We start from the raw sequence: 17,206 nt of genomic DNA on the forward strand, positions 1-17,206 counted from the left end.
GATCCTCCCTGTAGGGGTCGGTTCCCGGTTCCAGCCTCTCACGGCGGGGGCCGGGTCGCCCTCGGTCGATGTCGCCGTCCCGGCCCGGCCGGGTCGGCCCTTCCCTCTCAGGGTATGGCGCGTGCGCTGATGCCCGTAATCTTTTGTGGCGGGTGGTCAGGACGGTGTGGCGGCGGTCTCGTGGTCGCGGTAGAGCGAGCGTTTGTTGATGTACTGCACGATGCCGTCGGGGACGAGGTACCAGATGGGTTCGCCGGCGCGGACCCGGTCCCGGCACTCGGTGGAGGAGATCGACAGGGCGGGGACCTCCATCAGGCTGACGCGGCCGTCGGGCAGGCCGGGGTCGGCCAGCCGGTGGCCGGGGCGGGTGACGCCGACGAAGTGGGCCAGTTCGAACAGCTCGTCGGTGTCGTGCCAGGTCAGCATCTTGCCGAGGGCGTCGGCGCCGGTGATGAAGAACAGTTCGGTGCCGGGGCCGTGCAGGTCGCGCATGTCCCGCAGGGTGTCGACGGTGTAGGTGGGGCCGGGCCGGTCGATGTCGATGCGGCTGACCGAGAAGCGCGGGTTGGACGCGGTGGCGATCACCGTCATCAGGTACCGGTCCTCGGCCGGGGCGATCTTCCGGTCGTCCTTGTGGGAGGAGACGCCGGTGGGGACGAACACGACCTCGTCCAGCGAGAAGTAGTGCGCGACCTCACTGGCGGCCACCAGGTGGCCGTGGTGGATCGGGTCGAACGTCCCGCCCATGATCCCCAAGCGCCGCTTTTGCGTCATGCCGACGAGAATAGCCAGCCGCCGGGGGCCCCGGTCCGGCGCCCCGGTCCGGCGGGGGTCAGTCCAGGCCGGGGAGCGGCGGTGGGCCCGACTCCCAGCGCACGACGCGCACGGCCTTGCCGACCTCCACGCGCGGGACGGTCCCGGCGGGCAGCGCGGCGACGTCGGCGTGCAGGCCCAGTTCGGCCTGGAGGGCGGCGGTCAGCTCCGGCGCGGGGTCGGTCCCGGTGAGCGCCTCGCAGGCCACCAGCAGCCGCAGCGCGGGCCGCCGGGCGTCGACGACGAGCTGGTAGTGGGGGCGGACCAGGCCGGAGGCGAGCAGGACGCGTTCGACCTCGCTGGGGTAGACGTTCACGCCCCTGATCACCAGCATGTCGTCGGCGCGGCCGGTGACCTTGCTCATCCGGACCAGGGTCCGGCCGCAGGGGCAGTCGCCGGGGGTGAGGGAGGCGATGTCGCCGGTGCGGTAGCGCAGCAGGGGCAGGGCCTGCTTGGTCGGGGTGGTGAAGACCAGCTCGCCGGGCCGTCCGTCGGGGACGGGCGCGCCGGTGGCGGGGTCGACCGCCTCGACGACGAAGTGGTCCTCGTTGACGTGCAGGCCGTTCTGTTCCGGGCATTCGGTGGCGACGCCGGGGCCGATCACCTCCGACAGCCCGTAGATGTCGAGGGCCTTGAGCGGCAGGACGCGTTCGATCGCGGCGCGCAGCTCCTCCGACCAGGGCTCGGCGCCGAAGATCCCGGCCTTGAGGGAGGGCAGTTCCACCCCGGCCTCGGCGGCGGCCTCGCCGAGGCGCAGCGCGTAGGCGGGGGTGCAGGTGAGGATGTCGGCGCGCAGGTCCGACAGCAGGCGGATCTGGCGTTCGGTCATGCCGCCGGACATGGGGACCACGGTCGCGCCGAGGGCGACGGCGCCCTGGTGGACGCCCATGCCGCCGGTGAACAGGCCGTAGCCGTAGGCGTTGTGGACGACGCTGCCGGGCCCGGCCCCGGCGCACGACAGCGAACGCGCGCACATCGCGGCCCACAGGTCCAGGTCGGCCCTGGTGTAGGCGACGAGGGTGGGGCGGCCGCGCGTGCCCGACGAGCCGTGCACGGCGGCGACCTGGTCGCGGGGCACCGCCAGCATCCCGAAGGGGTAGTGGTCCCACAGGTCCTGCTTGGTGGTGAACGGCAGCTCGTGCAGCCCGGCGAGGGTGACGTCCGCGCCGCCCTTGACCCCGGCCTCCCGCAGGCGGCGTCCCTGGACGCCGTCGGCGGCCAGCAGCCGGTCCACCAGGCCCCACAGGCGGTGGCGTTGCAGCGCGGCCCGTTCGTCCCGCGACATCGCCTCGGCCTTCGGATCGAACACCGCGCCTCCTCGCGCCCGCCCTCTCCCGCTGGCAGGCAGTACATCCCGCGGTCCGGGCGCGGCGCAAGACCCTCCGGGGCCGGGGGCGGACTATTCCGGCACGTCGGGAACCCGTGAAGGACGCGGTTCGTCGGACGTAGCATGCCGAACATGACGGAGAACACACCGGATCGGGCACGCACGCGCTTTCCCGGGATCAGTTCCCGGGCCTACGAACACCCGGCGGATCGTTCGGCGCTGGTCGCGCTGCGCTCACTGTCCGGGTTCGACGTCGTGCTGCGCAAGCTGTCGGGCCTGTTCAACGAGCGGGCGTTCCGGCTGCACTTCCTGGCGGGCAGCGTGCGCGCGGGCGAGGGGCAGTTCCGGCACCTGTACGACATGACCCGCGACGCCTGCTACATCCTGGACCTGGCCGAGGTGCCCGAGGTCTACGTGAAGCAGGACCCGACGCCCAACGCGATGGCGCTGGGCTCGGACCGCCCGTTCATCGTGGTGAACACGGGCCTGCTGGACCTGCTGGACGAGGAGGAGCTGCGCGCGGTCATCGGCCACGAGGTCGGCCACATCCTGTCCGGGCACGCGGTCTACCAGACGATGATGCAGATCCTGCTGTCGCTGGGGGCCCGGCTGGCCTGGCTGCCGCTGGGGAACATCGCCATCGGCGGGATCATCATCGGGCTGAAGGAGTGGTTCCGGAAGGCCGAGCTGTCGGCCGACCGCGCCGGGCTGCTGGCCGGGCAGGACCTGGAGGCGTCCAAGCGCGTGCTGATGAAGCTGGCGGGCGGGACCCGGTTGCACGAGATGAGCACCGAGGCGTTCCTGGAGCAGGCCCGCGAGTACGACGCGGCGGGCGACGTGCGCGACGGCCTGCTGAAGTTCCTGAACCTGCTGCCGCAGTCGCACCCGGAGGTCGTGGTGCGGTTCGCCGAGATCGACCGGTGGGCGCGTGAGGGCGACTACCAGCGGATCCTGGCGGGCGAGTACCCGCGCCGCGCCGAGGACGGCGAGGCGAGCGTCACCGACGAGATGCGCAACGCCGCCCAGGCCTACAAGGAGTCGTGGGAGCGGACCGCCGACCCGTTCATCGGGAAGGTGCGGGGCGCGGCCGACGCCGCCGCCGACGTGGCGGCCGGCATCTTCGACCGGGTGAACCGCCGCCGCGACGGCGGCACCACCACCGCCAACTGATCCCGGCCCGGAAAAGGGCCGCCGGACGGACGTCCGGCGGCCCTTCGCCTTTGTCGGGCGGGTTGTCTCAGTTGAGGCGGGCCAGGTAGCCGTTCTCGACCAGCCACAGGACGTTCAGGCGGGCCGGGGATCCGGGGACGAGGGCGCCGTCGAGCTTGTACTGGATTCCGCGGCCGGGCTGCTCGAACGCGGGCGCGACCGGGCCCGCCTCCACGCGGAACGCGCGCCGCACGACGTAGGCGCGCCGGTTGCAGCCCGCCGGGTTCTCGGCGTTGTCGAGGTTCTGCGGCAGGATGGAGCGCCGGGCGTAGCGCTCGCCGTAGCGGGCCAGGAACGCGCCGTACTCGCTGCCGAACCGGTCGAGGCGCTGGCGCGGGGCCAGGGTGGTCACCCGCTTGACCGGCTCGCCGTCCGGGCCGATCACGAAGCCGTCGGCGGGCGGGTAGCGCCAGCCTCCGCGGCCGTCGTTGGCGGCCGGATCCCAGTGGCGGGCCAGGAACCCGGAGGCCGACAGGTTCCCGAACCGCCGGTAGCCGCGCAGTTCGCGGCCGACCACACCGCGGCCGGGCAGCACGGCCGGGCCGAGCCGGGGGTCGCCGCGGTAGTCCTCGGCCGAGCAGGCGACGGCGGGGATCGGCGGAGCGGCCAGGGCCGCCGGGGCGGGGGCGAGCAGCAGGACGAGGAACGAGAGCAGCCAGGCGGATCGTCGTCGCAGGGGCATGGGCCGCCTTCCGTGAAAGATGAGCCTTGTCACTCTCAGTGTGAAGAGATGCACGTTGAGTGACAAGGGTCATCGGGCGGCCGGGGCTGGTCAGAAGGGGGCGGGGACCAGCAGTTCGACGTTGCGGTCCTCGGCCTTGCCGCGGCGGTGCTCGGGCTCGTCCTGCCAGTCGTTGGCGGCCAGCTCGCGTGACAGCGACGACAGGTGGACGGGATCGTTCAGGCGGCCGCCGAACGCCTCGGGGCCGGCCGAGTCCAGCACGGTCGCGAACACCGACAGGGTGCCGTCGCCGTTGTCGGCCAGCTCGACGACGCGGGCCTGCTGCGGGAAGTCGATGTGGGCGGCGGTGTTGACCTCCCAGAAGCCGCCGCCTCCCTTGCGGGGGTGCGGGACGACCTCGTTGACGTGGGTGTGGCCGTTGACCCACAGGACGACGTTGGGGAAGCGCAGCAGCAGCGCCTCCACCTCGTCGCCGAGGACCCGGCCGCCGCCGAGGGGGTTGCCCATCGATTCCAGGGTGTGGTGGCTGAACAGCACGAACAGGCGGTCCCTGACCTTCTGCCGCACGACGGCGCCCCTGGCGTCGGTGTAGCGGCCGCTGCCCGCGACGAGCTGCTTCTCCAGCCATCCGAACTGGGCGCGGTCGAGGGAGCCCTCGGAGTAGCCGTGGGGGTTGACGGTGTCGAGCACCAGGCCCCGCACGATCCCCTGGTCGAACGCGTAGTAGGCGGTCCCGTCGCGCAGGTTCGCGGCGGTGAAGCCGTGACCCTTGAGGGCGGCGCTGGTGGCGAAGTGCTCGCGGACGACCTCGGCGCGCGACAGCATCCGGCGGCGCGGGTCGGGGGTGACGGGGCGCAGCAGGCCGCCCAGGCCGTTCTCCCGGCGGGCGAGCCGGGTCAGGTCGCGGCCGTCGCCGTCGCGGATCATGCGGGCGAGGCGTTCGGCCTGCGCGGGGCCCCCCGGCGCGCCGATCTTGACGCCGCCGGTGGCGAGCGCGGTGACCGGCGGGTTGATCGGCAGGTTGCCCTGGACGAGGCCGTCGTGGTTGCCGAACACCGCCAGCCACGGCGCGTCCAGGCCGGTCGCCCGGAACGGGCGGCGCGCGGCGTCCAGCAGGCCCCGCACGCGCGGGAACCCGTGCCGGGCGATGGCGACGTCGGCCCGGGCGCCGGGCGGCGGGCCGTCGGGGTGCCAGAACCCGGTGTCGTAGTTCACCCAGTCCTGGACGCCCTCGTAGCGGTTCGGGTCGCCCGAGTCGGGGTGGACGCGTTCGCCGTCGAGCAGGTCGATGATCCAGCGGACCTCGTTGTGCTGGACGTTGTCGGCGGCGTCGCCGGTGTTGATCGTGAACGCCAGCGGCAGCCCGGTCGCCGGGCCGCGCCCGACCCGGTTCACCGCCCGCACCATGGACTCGGCGACGTGCGTGGACAGGAACTCCTGGGGCCGCCAGGCCCCCTCCACCGGCAGGACCTTCAGCGCGTCCTTGAACCGGTCGAGGAACTCCACCCGCGCCGGGGACTGCGCGTCGACGACGTGCACGTCGGTGAGGTGCCCGAACGCCAGCAGCCCGCGCCGCCGGGCGGCCCGGCGCGCCGAGGCGACGCCGCCGAGGTCACGGCGGAGCACGTGCGGCTCACCGGGCCCGGCGACGACCTTGCGGTAGCCGCCCCGTCCGGGACGACCGAGCACCAGCGTGCGGTCGAGGGTGGTCCCGGCGACGGGACCCCGCAGGCCGGGGGCGGCGGAGGCGGGACGGGCGGGGAACAGGACGGGCCCGGCGGCGACGATCCCCGCCCCGAGCGCGGCGCCCCGCAGGACACCACGGCGGCTGATCTCAGGAGTCACAGCAGTGGATCAGACCACACTTACAACGTGACATCAAGAGTCAAGATGTCACAAACAAGAATCTTCTTCATGAACGCGAAAACCCCGCCCGGCAGAGCCGGACGGGGTTCTCTCCACCAGCGCCTCGGCCTCAGCCCCGCACGCGAGCGCGTCCGGAGGCTGAGGCAGGGGGCGGAAGCCGAAGGCGAGGCCCCCTGCGGAAGATCGCGAAGCGATGCAGCGCTCGCCCGCGCAGCGGTCAGCCCCGGAGCGCTCCGCGCGGAGGGGCTGGGCCGTGAAGCCATTAGACACTGCGATGCAGCGCTCGCCCGCGCAGCGGTCAGCCCCGGAGCCCCTAGGGCGGAAGGGCTGGGCCGGGAAGCAAAGCAATCAAGCGTTGGAGCAGCCGATCCCCGGTGCAGGCGGCGTCTCTCCTTTCAGGTGGCCCTCGCCGGTGACCACGTACTTGGTCGAGGTCAGTTCCGGCAGGCCCATCGGGCCGCGGGCGTGCAGTTTCTGGGTCGAGATGCCGATCTCCGCGCCGAAGCCGAACTCCTCGCCGTCGGTGAAGCGGGTCGAGGCGTTGACCATGACCGCCGCCGAGTCCACCAGCGCCACGAAGCGCTTGGCGGCCGGCTGGGACGTGGTCACGATCGCCTCGGTGTGGCCCGAGCCGTACCGGCGGATGTGCGCCACGGCCTCGTCGAGGGTGTCCACGACGCGGGCGGCGATGTCGAGGGACAGGTACTCGGCGTACCAGTCGTCCTCGGTGGCCTCCACGACGTCCGGGGAGTGGGCGCGGACCCGCTCGTCGCCGTGGACGGTCACGCCCTTCGCCTTCAGCGCCGCCAGGGCCGCGGGCAGGAACGCGTCGGCGATGTCGGCGTGGACCAGGAACGTCTCGGCCGCGTTGCAGACCGAGGGGCGCTGCGTCTTGGCGTTGACCAGGATGTCCACGGCCATGTCCACGTCGGCGGCGGCGTCCACGTAGACCGAGCAGTTGCCGACGCCGGTCTCGATCACCGGGACGGTGGACTCCTCGACGACCGAGTTGATCAGGGACGCGCCGCCGCGCGGGATCAGCACGTCCACCAGGCCGCGGGCGCGCATCAGGTGCTTGACCGACTCGCGGGAGGTGCCGGGGACGAGCTGGACCGCGTCGGACGGCACGCCGGTGCCCTCCAGGGCGGCCTGCATGACGCCGACCAGCGCCGTGTTGGAGTCGAACGCCGACGACGAGCCGCGCAGCATCGCCACGTTGCCGCTCTTCAGGCACAGGGCGGCGGCGTCCACGGTGACGTTGGGGCGGCCCTCGTAGATGATGCCGACGACGCCGAGCGGCACGCGGACCTGGCGCAGCTCCAGGCCGTTGGGCAGGACGTTGCCCCGGACGGTCTCGCCGACCGGGTCCGGGAGGGCGGCGACCTGGCGGACGGCGGCGGCGATCGCCTCGATCCGCTCCGGCGACAGGCTCAGCCGGTCGATCATGTACTCGGAGGTGCCGTTGTCGCGGGCGCGGGCGACGTCGGACGCGTTCGCCTTGACGATCTCGGCGGCGCTCGCCACCAGCGCGTCGGCGACGGCGTGCAGCGCCGCGTCCTTGACCGAGCGCGGCAGGGGGGCCAGCCCGGCGGCGGCCTCCCGGGCGCGGCGCGCCACCCGCAGGAACTCCTCGCGTTCGTGATCACTCATGGGGTCCTCCGCCTTCCAGGATCACAAGGTCGTCGCGGTGAATGATCTCGCGTTCGTACTCCGGCCCCAGCTCGCGGGCCAGCCAGCGGGTGGAGCGGCCCATCAGGTCCGGGATCTCCCCCGCGTCGTAGTTGACCAGGCCGCGCGCCACCACGGCGCCCGCCGGGTCGCACAGGTCCACCGGGTCGCCCGCCGCGAACTCGCCCTCCACGCCGGTCACCCCGGCGGGCAGCAGCGACTTGCCGCGCCGCACGACCGCCTCGACCGCGCCCGCGTCCAGCACCACCCGGCCCTGCCCGGTGGTGGCGTGCGCGAGCCACAGGTGGCGGGTGGAACGCCGCGTCCCCTGCGGGTGGAAGTAGGTGCCGACCGGCTCCCCGGCGAGCGCGGAGGCGGCTTGGGCGGCGTTGGTGAGGACCACCGGGACGCCGGCGATGCGCGCGGCCTCCACCTTGGTGACCATGCCGCCGGTGCCGACCCGGCCCGAGCCGCCGAGCTGGATCCCCGCCAGGTCCTCGGGGCCGTGCACCTCGTCGATGCGGCGCGCGCCCGGCCTGCGCGGGTCGCCGGTGTAGAGGGCGTCCACGTCCGACAGCAGGACCACCGCGTCGGCGCGGGTCAGGTGGGCGACCAGCGCGGCCAGGCGGTCGTTGTCCCCGAAGCGGATCTCGTCGGTGGCGACGGTGTCGTTCTCGTTGACGATCGGGACGATGCCGAGGGCGAGCAGCTGGTGGATCGCGCGCTGGGCGTTGCGGTGGTGCGAGCGCCGCATCATGTCGTCGGCCGTCAGCAGGACCTGCCCCACCGTCAGGCCGTACCGGGCGAACGAGGACGTGTAGCGGGCGACCAGCCGGCCCTGCCCGACGCTCGCCGCCGCCTGCTGCGTGGCCAGGTCGCGCGGGCGGCGGCTCAGCCCCAGCGGGCCGAGCCCCGCCGCGATCGCCCCCGAGGAGACGAACACGACCTCGGTGCCCGCGGCGCGGCGCGCGGCGAGCACGTCCACCAGGGCGTCGATGCGGTCGGCGTCGATCGTGCCCTCGGACGTGGTGAGCGACGACGAACCTGCCTTCACCACGATCCGCCGGGCCTTGGCGATCGTCGGGCGAGCACTCATGGGTGGTTTCCCTCGGGGGATCAGGGCCGATGGGTCACGGGGAGGGTCAGCGGTAGTCGTCCAGGCGGCGGTCGGAGCCGCGCGGGCCCGCGCTGCCGTCGTCGGTCCCGGCGGCGACCTCGGGGTGCCAGTCGAACACGACCGACTCGTCGACCGTTCCGATCATGACGGTGGCGCCCGGCTCGGCCCCGGCCTCGGCCAGGGCGGTCTCCACGCCGAGGCGGTTGAGCCGGTCGGCCAGGTAGCCGACGGCCTCCTCGTTCTGGAAGTCGGTCTGCCGCAGCCAGCGGACCGGCTTCTCCCCGGTGATCAGATAGGTGTTGTCGCCCATCTTCTTGATCTCGAACTCGACGCCGCCGCGCACCGGCGTCGGGCGGATCACGATGCGGGTCGGCTCGGCGGGCGGCAGCGACGCCCGGAAGCCCTTGACCATCTCGGCCATGGCGAACGACAGCTCCCGCAGCCCCTCGTGGCTGGCCGCCGACACCTCGAACACCTTCAGCCCGCGCGCCTCGAACTCCGGCCGCACCATCTCGGCCAGGTCGCGGGCGTCGGGCACGTCCACCTTGTTCAGCACGACGATCCGGGGCCGGTCCGACAGCGGGCGGTCGCCGAGGACGCGGTCGTAGGCCTGGAGCTCCTTCTCGATGACCTCGAAGTCGCTGACCGGGTCGCGGCCCGGCTCCATCGTCGCGCAGTCCAGCACGTGCGCCAGGGTCGAGGAACGCTCGATGTGCCGCAGGAACTCCAGCCCCAGGCCCCGGCCCTCGCTGGCCCCCTCGATCAGGCCGGGCACGTCGGCGACGGTGAAGGTCGTGTCGCCCGCGCTGACCACGCCCAGGTTCGGGACCAGTGTGGTGAACGGGTAGTCGGCGATCTTCGGCTTGGCCGCCGACAGCGCCGCGATCAGCGAGGACTTGCCGGCGCTGGGGAACCCGACCAGCGCCACGTCGGCGACGCTCTTGAGCTCCAGCACCACGTCCAGCGCCTCGCCGGGCTCGCCGAGCAGGGCGAAGCCGGGGGCCTTGCGCTTGGCGGAGGCCAGGGCGGCGTTGCCGAGCCCGCCGTGGCCGCCGCGCGCGACCACGAACCGGGTGCCCTCCCCCACCAGGTCGGCCAGCACGTCGCCGCCGGCGGTCTTCACGACCGTGCCGTCGGGGACCGGCAGGACCATGTCCTCGCCGTTGGCCCCGGTGCGGTGCCCGCCCTGGCCGGGACGGCCGTTGGTCGCCTTGCGGTGCGGACGCCGGTGGTAGTCCAGCAGGCTGGCGGAGTTGGAGTCGACGACGAGGATCACGTCGCCGCCCCTGCCGCCGTTGGCCCCGTCCGGGCCGCCGAGCGGCTTGAACTTCTCCCGGTGGATGGACGCGCAGCCGTGGCCGCCGTTGCCCGCGGCGACGTGCAGCACCACCCGGTCCACGAACTGCGCGCCGGATCCGGTTCCTGCTGCCACGCTCGTTCTCCCTCGCCTCGCTGGATCGGCCCCGAAAAGGGCCGAGGGGCGGACCGGTGCGGTCCGCCCCTCAGATAGCTCTAACGTCGCTGCGCGGCGGATTACTCCGCCGGCGGGACGATGCTCACGGCGTTACGACCACGGTAACGCCGGAACTCGACAGCGCCCGCGACCAGCGCGAACAGCGTGTCATCGCCGCCGCGGCCGACGCCCGGGCCGGGGTGGAAGTGGGTGCCGCGCTGGCGGACCAGGATCTCGCCCGCCTTCACGACCTGGCCGCCGAAGCGCTTGACACCCAGGCGCTTGGCGTTGGAGTCGCGGCCGTTACGGCTGGACGATGCGCCCTTCTTGTGTGCCATTGTTCGACGCCTCCCTTACTTCCCGGCCTTGATACCGGTGATCTTGACCTGGGTGTACGGCTGGCGGTGACCCATGCGCCGCTTGTACCCGGTCTTGTTCCGGTAGTGCATGATGTTGATCTTCGGGCCCTTGACGGCGCCGACGATCTCGGCGGTCACCTCGTACTTGGCCAGCTCGGCGGCCTTGCTGACCACCTTGTCGCCGTCGACGACCAGGATGGCCGGGAAGCTGACCGTGTCACCGGCGTCACCGGTGAGCTTGTCGACGAGCAGTTCGTCGTCGACCGCCACCTTCTCCTGGCGGCTGCCTGCGCGGACAATCGCGTACACCGCGGAAACCCTTCGTCTGCGCGCGCTTCCGGAGTCAACCGGTCCCACGCGTGGTTGAACCCAGCCCCCACGGTTTGGGGGCCTACCACCGGCCGGGGCCGATGGCGGCACGCCTCAGGAGAGGTCCCCTGGGCGCTCTCTGCTGGTCCCGCCTGGATCGGCGGGAGGCACACCCGTGAGATCCGGTGAGGGATCGGGTGCGAGTCGAGACGACGCGCTCACGGCGCGCCGACCTCCAAGGTTACCGGATGGCCGGACCCGAACGCGAACCGCGCCCGGACCCGGCCGTTCCGGAGCCTTTACTCGGCCGCGACGTCGGCGGGAGCCTCGGTCTCGGCCTTCTTGACGGTGCGGCGGGTGCGGCGGCGACGGCCGTTGCCCGCGGTGGCGGCCTCCTCGGCGGCCTCGCCGTTGAGGTCGGCGGGAACCGGCTCGTCGGCCTCCAGCGTCCCCGGCGCGGCGTCGGCGGCCTCGGCGGCGGCGTCGGCCGCCTCCACCACGGCCTCGGCACCCTCCTCGTCGGCGAGGACGGCCTTGGCCTTCCTGGCGCGGGTGGCCCGCTTGGCCTTGGGCTTGGACTCGGGCTTGGCCTCGGCGGCCTCGGGGGCCGGGGCCTCCTCAACCTTCGGCTCCTCGGCCGGGGCCTCCTCGGCCCGGGCGCCCTCCCGGCCCTTCTCCTGCTGGGCGAGCTTCTCCTCGACGGCCTTCTCCACCTCGCCCTTGCGCTTGCGGCGGCGGCCGCCGTCCTTGCCCTGGCCGGGCTTGTCGGCCTTGGGCTCGACCGGGGTGAGCTGGACGTGGATACCGCGGCCGTTGCAGCACTCGCAGGTCTCCGAGAACGCCTCCAGCAGGCCCTGCCCGACCCGCTTGCGGGTCATCTGGACCAGGCCGAGGGAGGTGACCTCGGCGACCTGGTGCTTGGTGCGGTCCCGCGACAGGCACTCCACCAGGCGGCGCAGCACCAGGTCGCGGTTGCTCTCCAGGACCATGTCGATGAAGTCGACGACGATGATGCCGCCGATGTCGCGCAGCCGCAGCTGGCGGACGATCTCCTCGGCCGCCTCCAGGTTGTTGCGGGTGACCGTCTCCTCCAGGTTGCCGCCCTGGCCGGTGAACTTGCCGGTGTTGACGTCGATGACCGTCATGGCCTCGGTGCGGTCGATCACCAGCGAGCCGCCGGAGGGCAGCCACACCTTGCGGTCCAGGGCCTTGGCGATCTGCTCGTCGATGCGGAACCCGCCCAGCACGTCGCCGTCGCCGGTCCACTTCTCGACCCGGTCGGCCAGGTGCGGGGCGACGTACTCGACGTACTCGGAGACGGTGTCCCACGCCTCGCCGCCCTGGACGACCAGCTTGGTGAAGTCCTCGTTGAAGATGTCGCGGACCACGCGGATGGTCAGGTCCGGCTCGCCGTACAGCAGCGACGGCGCGGACGCGGACTTGACCTTGGACCGGATGTTGTCCCACTGGGCGGCCAGCCGCGACACGTCGCGGGCCAGCTCCTCCTCGGTCGCGCCCTCGGCGGCGGTCCGGACGATCACCCCGGCGTTCTCCGGCATGATCTTCTTGAGGATCTGCTTGAGGCGGCTGCGCTCCTTGTCGGGCAGCTTGCGGCTGATGCCGGTCATCGAACCGTCCGGCACGTACACCAGGTAGCGGCCGGGCAGCGAGACCTGGCTGGTCAGGCGCGCGCCCTTGTGGCCCAGGGGGTCCTTGGTGACCTGCACCAGCACCGACTGGCCCGACTTCAGCGCCGACTCGATGCGGCGCGGTTGGCCCTCCAGCCCGGCGACGTCCCAGTTGACCTCGCCGGCGTACAGGACGGCGTTGCGGCCCTTGCCGATGTCGACGAACGCGGCCTCCATCGACGGCAGGACGTTCTGGACCTTGCCCAGGTAGACGTTGCCGACGTAGGACTGCTGGGTGGCGCGGTTGACGTAGTGCTCGACCAGGACGTCGTCCTCGAGCACGGCGATCTGGGTGCGCTCGCCCTCCTGGCGGACGACCATGACGCGCTCCACCGCCTCGCGGCGCGCCAGGAACTCCGCCTCGGTGATCACCGGCGGGCGGCGGCGGCCCTGCTCGCGGCCCTCGCGGCGGCGCTGCTTCTTGGCCTCCAGCCGGGTGGAGCCGCGCACGGCCTGGACCTCGTCCTCGACGGCGCGGGACTCGCGCACGTGGACGACGGTGTTCGGCGGGTCGTCGGGGGTCACGGCGGGCTCGGCGTCGGCGCCGCCGGTCCGGCGGCGGCGACGGCGGCGTCGGCGGCTGGTGCCGCCGTCGGCGTCCTCCGCCTCCTCGGCGGGGGCCTCGGCGGGCTCGGCGGGCTCGGGCTCCTCGGCGGCCTGCGGCTCCTCGGCGGCCTCGTCCTCGCCGCCCTCCTTGCCGGTGCGTCCCCGGCCGCGGCCGCCGCGACGGCGGCGACGGCGCGAGGGACGGTCGTCGGACTCGTCGTCCTCGGCGTCGTCGGCCAGCTCGGCCTCGTCCTCGGGCCCCTCCTCCTCGTCCTCCTTGACCTCGTCCTTGCGGGAACGGGCGGGAGGGGTGGCGGTGGGCTGCGGCGGCTGGAAGACCACCATCGGCGGCTGGAAGGTCACCGAGGGGACGCCGGGGGCGGCCTCCTCGTCCTCGTCGCCCTCCTCCTCGTCGGCAACGGGCGCCGGCGTGGCCGCGGGAACGGCCGGGGCCGGGGGAACGGCGGGCGCGGCGTCCCGCTCCTCGGGGGCCTCCTCGGCGGCCTTCTCCGCGGCGGGCGCGGCGGCACGCTTGCGCGTGCGGCGCGCGGGCTTCTCGGCCGGCTGCTCGGTGGCGGCCTCGGCCTCGACGGGCTTGTCGGCCGGCTTGTCCTCGACCGGCTCGGGCTCCCCGGCGGGCTTGCGGCTCCTGGCCGTGGTCTTGCGGGTCCGCGTGACCTTCTTGGCCGGCGGCTCCTCGGCCGGCGCGGCGGGCCGGTCCTTCTCCTCCACCGGAACCGCGATCACCGCCGGGGTGTCCTCGACGTCCGGCGGCGGCCCGGCGGGGCGGCTGGCGGCGCGCTTGCGGGTGCGGGTCACCCGGGTCACCCCGGTGGACGCCGTCCCGGCGGCGGCGCCGCTCGACGTGGGCGTGTTACTGGTATCGGTGCCTTCGGCCGCGGCCGAATCGGCGTCGTTCTCAAGCATGCGGGCAATCTCCCGTCAGGTTCCCGGGCGCGTCCGCGCCGTTCCGCCGAAGGGGCGGATACGGTGCGGTGCGCCGCACGGGAACACTCCGTCAATCGTCGGTGCCGCCGCGTCCGGGCCGTTGCCCGGGCACGACGACGAAGTCGTCGGGGGCGCGCCCGCCGTCCCCTGAGGGCCGGTTCCGTGCTGCCACGGCTTCGGCCCGACGATCAGGCGCTGACGGCATCCGCGCTCGCGGCGCCCGGGTTTCCGAGCACAGCACCGCCCGCCGCCCCGGCGTCGTCGCCGGCCGGCTGCGTGTTGCGGTCGGGATCCAGTGGATCCGCGAGGTCACCGGTGTCCGGGTCCAGGGGCCCCTGCGCCAGCCTGGTCACCAGTGGCGGTGACGGCGGCGCGAGGTCGGCGACCTGACGCAGTCCGGTGAGGATGTCGTCGGGTCGTACGGCGGGTGTGGTGTGCCGCACAACCATTCGAAGTATCGCACAAGGGGCATCGGACGCCTCCACGGCTCGCCGGTCCAGCCCCATGGCGGACACGGCCGAGCGCGCGTCGAAACGGCGACGACCCTTCTTGGTGAGGCGTTCCACCTCGACGCTCTCGGCGGCCAGGAAGGCGTTCACGGCCCGGTCGGCGTCGTCGGGTGCGACACCGTCCAGCCGGATCCGCCATTCGGACGCCTCAAGCCGGTCGGCGAGGGCGCTCGGCTTGCCCGACCCCGGCGGCACGACCACGACATCGCAGATGTCGATCCCGTCCGGCAGGGCCGCGTCGAGCTCGTCTCGCACCCGCGCAGGGTCGCGGGGCTCGGTGAGCCCGAGTTCGAGGTATTCGGCCTCGCTGGCCACCCCGGTCGCCGCCGCACCCGTGTACGAGATCTTCGGGTGCGGAGTGAATCCGGCACTGAACGCGACGGGGATCCCGGCACGCCGTACGGCGCGTTCCACGGCCCGGGAAATGTCGCGATGGCTCGTGAACCGCAGCCTGCCTCGCTTGGCGTAGCGAACTCGCAGGCGCTGGGTCACGGGGGCCGGTGCAGGACCCTCCGGCATGGGAGCCAGGGCAGTAGTCCTTCCTACTCGCATCGAGTCGAAAACGTCTCTCTATAGAGTACGGCTATCGGACGCGTCCGTGACCGCCCGCACTCCCCCGTGCGCTCCGCCCCGTCCCACACCGGCGGAAACAGGCCCTTCCCCCGCCCACTCCGCCCCAAGGCGACGTGATGTAGATCACATATCGGGGCCGCGTGGCGCCCCCAACGGCGACGCGGCGGTCCGCGCCGGAGGGCACGGACCGCCGCGTCGGGCGTTCTCGCAGGTCAGACCACCGAAAGCGGCAGCAGCTTCTTGCCGGTGGGGCCGATCTGGATCTCGGTGCCCATGGTCGGGCAGACGCCGCAGTCGTAGCAGGGGGTCCAGCGGCAGTCCTCGACCTCGGTCTCGTCGACGGCGTCCTGCCAGTCCTGCCACAGCCACTCGCGGTCCAGGCCCGCGTCCAGGTGGTCCCAGGGCAGGACCTCGACCTCGTCGCGCTCGCGGGTGGTGTACCAGTCCAGGTCCACCGGCTCGTCGGCCAGGGCCTTCTCGGCGCACCGCAGCCAGCGCTCGTAGGAGAAGTGCTCCGACCAGCCGTCGAAGCGGCCGCCGTCCTCCCACACCGCGCGGATGATCCCGCCGACGCGGCGGTCGCCGCGCGACAGCAGGCCCTCGATCACCGACGGCTGGCCGTCGTGGTAGCGCAGGCCGATGGAGCGGCCGTACTCCTTGTCCTGCCGCAGGGTGTCCTTGAGCAGGCGCAGGCGGCGGTCCACGGTCTCGTGGTCGGTCTGCGCGGCCCACTGGAACGGGGTGTGCGGCTTGGGCACGAACCCGCCGATCGACACGGTGCAGCGGATGTCCCGTCGGCCGGTCGCCTCCCGGCCGGCCTGGATGACGCGGCGGGCCATCCCGGCGATCTCCAGCACGTCCTCGTCGGTCTCGGTCGGCAGGCCGCACATGAAGTACAGCTTGACCTGCCGCCAGCCGTTCTCGTAGGCGGTGGTGACGGTGCGGATCAGGTCGTCCTCCGACACCATCTTGTTGATCACCTTGCGCATGCGCTCGGAGCCGCCCTCGGGCGCGAACGTCAGGCCCGAGCGCCGCCCGTTGCGGGAGAACTCGTTGGCCAGGGTGATGTTGAAGGCGTCCACGCGGGTCGAGGGCAGCGACAGGGAGGTGTTGGTGCCCTCGTACCGGTCGGCCAGGCCCTTGGCGACCTCGGCGATCTCGCTGTGGTCGGCCGAGGACAGGCTGAGCAGGCCGACCTCGGTGAAGCCGGACTCCTTCAGGCCCTGGTCGACCATCGCGCCGATCGTGGTGATCGAGCGTTCCCGCACCGGACGGGTGATCATGCCCGCCTGGCAGAACCGGCAGCCCCGGGTGCAGCCGCGGAAGATCTCCACGCTGAACCGCTCGTGCACGGTCTCGGCCAGCGGGACCAGGGGCTTCTTGGGGTAGGGCCAGCTGTCCAGGTCCATGACGGTGTGCTTCTCGACCCGCCACGGAACGCCCGGCCGGTTCGGCGCGACGCGCTGGATGCGCCCGTCCGGCAGGTAGGACACGTCGTAGAACTTCGGCACGTACACGCCGCCGGAGGCCGCCAGGCGCATCAGCAGCTCGTCGCGGCCGCCGGGACGCCCCTCCTCCTTCCACTCCCGGATCACGTCGGTGACCGCGAGGGCGATCTCCTCGCCGTCGCCCAGCACGGCCGCGTCGAGGAAGTCGGCGATCGGCTCGGGGTTGAACGCCGCGTGCCCGCCCGCCAGCACGATCGGGTGCTCGTCGCCGCGGTCGGCGGCGCGCAGCGGGATCCCGGCCAGGTCCAGGGCGGTCAGCAGGTTCGTGTACCCCAGCTCGGTCGAGAAGCTCACGCCCAGCACGTCGAACGCCGCCACCGGCCGGTGCCCGTCCACGGTGAACTGGGGGATCCCGTTCTCCCGCATGACGGCCTCCATGTCCGGCCACACCGAGTAGGTGCGCTCGGCCAGCACGCCGTCCCGCTCGTTCAGGATCTCGTAGAGGATCTGCACGCCCTGGTTGGGCAGCCCGACCTCGTAGGCGTCCGGGTACATCAGCGCCCACCGGACCCGCGCCTCGTCCCAGTCCTTGACCTGGGAGTTCAGCTCGCCGCCGACGTACTGAATCGGCTTCTGCACGCTCGGGAGCAGTGGCTCCAGGCGCGGGAAGAGCGACTCGACAGGCATGACG

13 protein-coding genes are annotated in these 17,206 nt (G+C 72.9%); 1 reads left to right on the forward strand and 12 read right to left on the reverse strand.

Features of this window, described 5'->3' with window-relative positions; all coding sequences use genetic code 11:
• Nucleotides 1-156 precede the first annotated feature (156 nt).
• Nucleotides 157-774 (reverse strand): nicotinate-nucleotide adenylyltransferase, encoded by a 618-nt coding sequence (gene nadD, locus HNR61_RS40175; RefSeq protein WP_182848398.1) that lies wholly within the window; start codon nt 772-774, stop codon nt 157-159.
• A 58-nt stretch (nt 775-832) separates the two neighbouring features.
• On the reverse strand, nt 833-2,122 hold the full coding sequence (locus HNR61_RS40180; RefSeq protein WP_220510372.1) for a phenylacetate--CoA ligase family protein: 1,290 nt from the start codon (nt 2,120-2,122) through the stop codon (nt 833-835).
• A 150-nt stretch (nt 2,123-2,272) separates the two neighbouring features.
• Here HNR61_RS40180 and HNR61_RS40185 point away from each other — a divergent pair, with 150 nt between their 5' ends.
• Entirely contained in the window at nt 2,273-3,310 is a 1,038-nt protein-coding gene (locus HNR61_RS40185; RefSeq protein WP_182848399.1) for a M48 family metallopeptidase, read from the forward strand.
• A 67-nt stretch (nt 3,311-3,377) separates the two neighbouring features.
• Here HNR61_RS40185 and HNR61_RS40190 read toward each other — a convergent pair whose 3' ends face one another.
• The 10 genes from HNR61_RS40190 to HNR61_RS40235 form a co-directional block, all read right to left on the reverse strand.
• Complete coding sequence (locus HNR61_RS40190; protein ID WP_182848400.1) at nt 3,378-4,031, reverse strand: TNT domain-containing protein; 654 nt, start codon at nt 4,029-4,031, stop codon at nt 3,378-3,380.
• Nucleotides 4,032-4,121: 90 nt separating this feature from the next.
• Nucleotides 4,122-5,876: a TIGR03767 family metallophosphoesterase gene (locus HNR61_RS40195; RefSeq protein ID WP_182848401.1), complete on the reverse strand. Its 1,755-nt coding sequence runs from the start codon at nt 5,874-5,876 to the stop codon at nt 4,122-4,124.
• A gap of 369 nt (nt 5,877-6,245) precedes the next feature.
• On the reverse strand, nt 6,246-7,547 hold the full coding sequence (locus HNR61_RS40200) for a glutamate-5-semialdehyde dehydrogenase (RefSeq protein ID WP_182848402.1): 1,302 nt from the start codon (nt 7,545-7,547) through the stop codon (nt 6,246-6,248).
• Nucleotides 7,540-8,661: a glutamate 5-kinase gene (gene proB / locus HNR61_RS40205; RefSeq protein ID WP_182848403.1), complete on the reverse strand. Its 1,122-nt coding sequence runs from the start codon at nt 8,659-8,661 to the stop codon at nt 7,540-7,542. The genes HNR61_RS40200 and proB overlap by 8 nt, the downstream gene beginning before the upstream one ends.
• 46 nt (nt 8,662-8,707) lie before the next feature.
• Nucleotides 8,708-10,114 (reverse strand): GTPase ObgE, encoded by a 1,407-nt coding sequence (gene obgE, locus HNR61_RS40210; RefSeq protein WP_182848404.1) that lies wholly within the window; start codon nt 10,112-10,114, stop codon nt 8,708-8,710.
• A gap of 101 nt (nt 10,115-10,215) precedes the next feature.
• Nucleotides 10,216-10,473, reverse strand: a complete 258-nt coding sequence (rpmA, locus tag HNR61_RS40215) for a 50S ribosomal protein L27 (protein WP_067829511.1) — start codon at nt 10,471-10,473, stop codon at nt 10,216-10,218.
• Between the two features lie 15 nt (nt 10,474-10,488).
• A complete protein-coding gene (gene rplU, locus HNR61_RS40220) occupies nt 10,489-10,803 on the reverse strand; it encodes a 50S ribosomal protein L21 (protein ID WP_067829513.1) in 315 nt (104 codons plus the stop codon).
• A gap of 299 nt (nt 10,804-11,102) precedes the next feature.
• On the reverse strand, nt 11,103-13,964 hold the full coding sequence (locus HNR61_RS40225; RefSeq protein WP_182848405.1) for an Rne/Rng family ribonuclease: 2,862 nt from the start codon (nt 13,962-13,964) through the stop codon (nt 11,103-11,105).
• 209 nt (nt 13,965-14,173) lie between these two features.
• Nucleotides 14,174-15,013: a TIGR03936 family radical SAM-associated protein gene (locus HNR61_RS40230; protein ID WP_182848406.1), complete on the reverse strand. Its 840-nt coding sequence runs from the start codon at nt 15,011-15,013 to the stop codon at nt 14,174-14,176.
• Between the two features lie 266 nt (nt 15,014-15,279).
• A complete protein-coding gene (locus HNR61_RS40235; RefSeq protein WP_182848407.1) occupies nt 15,280-17,202 on the reverse strand; it encodes a TIGR03960 family B12-binding radical SAM protein in 1,923 nt (640 codons plus the stop codon).
• Between the last annotated feature and the right edge of the window lie 4 nt (nt 17,203-17,206).

Origin of the sequence: Actinomadura kijaniata, from assembly GCF_014138665.1 — a bacterium.
Classification (GTDB): Bacteria; Actinomycetota; Actinomycetes; order Streptosporangiales; family Streptosporangiaceae; genus Spirillospora; species Spirillospora kijaniata.